Source organism: Candidatus Marinimicrobia bacterium CG08_land_8_20_14_0_20_45_22 (assembly GCA_002774355.1).
In the GTDB taxonomy this organism is placed as follows: domain Bacteria; phylum Fidelibacterota; class UBA2242; order UBA2242; family UBA2242; genus 0-14-0-20-45-22.
Genome location: PEYN01000183.1, coordinates 1 through 3,159 on the forward strand (window position 1 = coordinate 1; position 3,159 = coordinate 3,159).

4 protein-coding genes are annotated in these 3,159 nt (G+C 44.8%); all 4 read left to right on the top strand.

The genetic code is table 11. From position 1 onward, the window contains the following. Window positions 1-189 (top strand): aromatic hydrocarbon degradation protein (locus tag COT43_10395; GenBank protein ID PIS27460.1); only part of this gene is annotated, 189 nt, incomplete at its 5' end. Between the two features lie 17 nt (window positions 190-206). After that, entirely contained in the window at window positions 207-1,166 is a 960-nt protein-coding gene (locus COT43_10400; protein PIS27461.1) for a hypothetical protein, read from the top strand. Between the two features lie 75 nt (window positions 1,167-1,241). Further along, a complete protein-coding gene (locus COT43_10405; GenBank protein PIS27462.1) occupies window positions 1,242-2,474 on the top strand; it encodes a hypothetical protein in 1,233 nt (410 codons plus the stop codon). A 25-nt stretch (window positions 2,475-2,499) separates the two neighbouring features. Next, window positions 2,500-3,159: hypothetical protein (locus tag COT43_10410; GenBank protein PIS27463.1), on the top strand; the 660-nt coding region annotated here is incomplete at its 3' end.

Consider the following 3,159-nt stretch of genomic DNA (forward strand, 5'->3'; position numbering starts at 1 on the left):
GCGTATTTCAATCCAGCCGGTCTGACCAAACTGTCCGACGGATTGCACTTCGACATCAGCAACCAGTCGATCTGGCAGAAGAAAACGGTAAACAACAATACGGCAACGCTGAATAAAGATGAATTTGTTGGAGATGTCGCGGCGCTGGTATTCCCGACGGCTTATGTTGCCTATAAAATGGAAAATTAGTCCTATCAGCTGGATTTATGCCGATTGGCGGCGGCGGAAGCGCAGAATATGAAGATGGCTTGCCTTTATTCGAGTACACGTTAGCCAGTTTGGTCGGCGTGCCGGCTGCCTATTTTAATTCGGCGCTATCGCCTTACGGAACCATCAATGGTTATGATTTAGATGTACATTTTAGCGGTTCTTCCGTTTATTATGGCTTTCAGGGTGGCGTTTCTTATAAAATAAATGACCTTGTATCAATGTCACTTGGTGGCAGATATGTGATTGCGAAAAACAGTTATGAAGGTTATATGGAAAATATTAAGTTGCATACTTCCAGCGGAGGAGACCTTACTAGTGCTATTTTAGGTTCTGCTCTTGCCGATGTAGAAGTGGATGCGGAACGTTCCGGTTCGGGAATGTGTGGGATATTGGGAGTGAATTTATCCCCAAATGATAATTTAAATATCGGTATTCGCTATGAAACGATCACAAAACTTGAGATGGAGAACGAAACTGCAACAGGTAAAGATGGTGGATCAGAAGAATTTACTGACGGTGCTAAATTTAATGCTGACATTCCTTCTCAGTTAGCAGTTGGCCTGTCCTATAAAATGAGCAAGCTGAAACTGATGTCGGATTTCAACTATTTTGGTAATACCGGTGTCGATTGGGACGGCGATGAAGCAAATTTCGATAACAGTCTTGAGTTCGGTCTGGGCGCTGAATATAAGTTGACGGAGAAATTGCTTGTCAGCGCCGGCTATTTAAAATCTACCAGTGGAGCGAAATCGGTAGGGCAGTCGGATTTGGATTTCAATCTGGATTCATGGACGGTTGGCGCTGGATTGCGCTATTCGCTGACGCCGTCGATTGCCATCAATATTGGCGCTTTGAATACATTTTATACCGAAGCGAAAAAGACGACAGGCACAATTACCGAAAAGTACAATCAGACGACTTTCGGCTTTGCGTTTGGGCTTCAGGCAAGTCTGTAAATCGATCTTTTAGTGCAATGATTTCAATTGTGGAGGAGTCGGACAACGGCTCCTCCAATCTTTTTTGAGGCGAAAATGAAAAAGAAACTCATCCTTTTGGTATTTTGTGTGATGCTTGTTGATTCCGTCTTTGCTCAGTCCGAAAAACGAACCGGCTGGGGTTGGGGCGGCGTTCCGGCGATCAATTACAATGCTGACGACGGTTTCGGATATGGTGTTCTGCTGAATTTGTTCAATTATTCCAAGGGCGGTTATTCACCGTATTATTTCAAAATCAATCCGATCATTTTCGCCACGTCAGGTGGAAAGCAGGATCATACGCTTTTCTTCGATTCGCCGTATATGCTCGGTCACGGATTGCGCATCAATGCCCGCATCCGTATTCAGATGGAAAAGTACTATCCGTATTACGGCCTCGGCAACGATACAAAGTATCACGCGAGTTATGTTGAAATAGACGATGATGAGAATTCTCTGGGTACGTTACACAGCAAATACTATTACCGAATGAAGACCAATCAGTACAAGTTTTTTACAAACCTTCAAAAAGCCTTCAAGTACGGGAAAAACGGTAAACCGCTCGTTTCCGGATTGGTTGGACTCGGCGTCGTCAGTGTTTCCAACGAAGAACTGAGTAATGACGGAATTCCGACGTTATTTGAGACCGATAAAAATTCATCCGTTCTGACATCGAAAGAAGCGAAGGGCGGGTTAAATAATTTCCTAAAAGTCGGCGTCATCTATGATACGCGGGACAACGAACCGGCACCGAACTCAGGCGTTTGGACAGAAGCGCTTGTCGAATGGTACACAAAATTACTTGGCAGCGATTATTCATTTTCACGGTTGACTCTGACGGACAGAAGATATTTTCCAATCACGAAAAAACTCGTTTATGCAAACCGCGTCGTGTTTGAAAATATTTTCGGTGATGCACCGTTCAATATGCTCTATCCATTTGGAAGTTCATGGGCGGCAGATGAAGGAATCGGCGGCTACCGAACGCTTCGCGGTGTTTTTAAAAACCGTTATATCGGAACGACCAAACTTTTTGTGAATATGGAACTTCGCTACAAATTCTACGAGTTTTCCTTATTTAATCAGGATTTTTATTTAGCGGGCAATCTTTTCTGCGATGCAGGTAGAGTCTGGTATGATGAACCGGTGAATTCGCTTAAAAATCTTCATGTCGGAAAAGGCGCCGGGCTTCATATCGCATGGAACGAGAATTTCATCGTCTATGCCGACATGGGACACTCAACTGAATCCGGTCGGCAACTCTATATCGATATCGGATATCTTTTTTAAACATCCATTTTAGAATCGACGGATTATGAGACTCATAAAGGATAAAAATGTCTTTGGCTGGGTCATGTATGACTGGGCAAACTCGGCTTTTGCAACGACGATCATGGCTGGTTTTTTCCCGGTCTTTTTCAAATCCTACTGGAGCGCTGGCGCCGATGTCAATGAGAGCACAGCTATGCTGGGATTGGCGAATTCACTTTCATCGTTGATTGTTGCACTGATTTCGCCCATTCTGGGAGCAATTGCCGATCAAAGTTCCGGGAAAAAGCGGTTTCTGATATTTTTTGCATATCTCGGCGCGCTGTTGACTGGTTGCTTGTTCATGGTCGAACAGGGAGAATGGCTTCTTGCGGCGATATTTTATGCGATCGGAAATATCGGTTTCGCAGGCGCTAATTCGTTCTATGATTCGCTTCTGCCGGATGTTGCAGATGAGAAGCGGATCGATTTCGTCAGCGCGAAAGGATATGCTTATGGGTATTTAGGCGGCGGATTGCTCTTTCTGGTCAACGTTCTCTGGTTTTTAATGCCGGCGACTTTCGGCTTGCCGGTGGAGGCACAAACCGCACTGTCGCAAGGTCTGAAAAAAGACGCAACGGTAATTCATGTTAGTTGCCCAGCCGACTTTCAGATTCCAAAGAAGTTTGAGACCGGAGCCGCAATCGTCACAAGTCACTTTGTCCGT

What these genes read in the sequence shown, in the direction of transcription:
- COT43_10400 (PIS27461.1), top strand. Translation starts at nt 207, where the DNA reads ATGCCGATTGGCGGCGGCGGAAGCGCAGAATATGAAGATGGCTTGCCT.
- COT43_10405 (PIS27462.1), top strand. Translation starts at nt 1,242, where the DNA reads ATGAAAAAGAAACTCATCCTTTTGGTATTTTGTGTGATGCTTGTTGAT.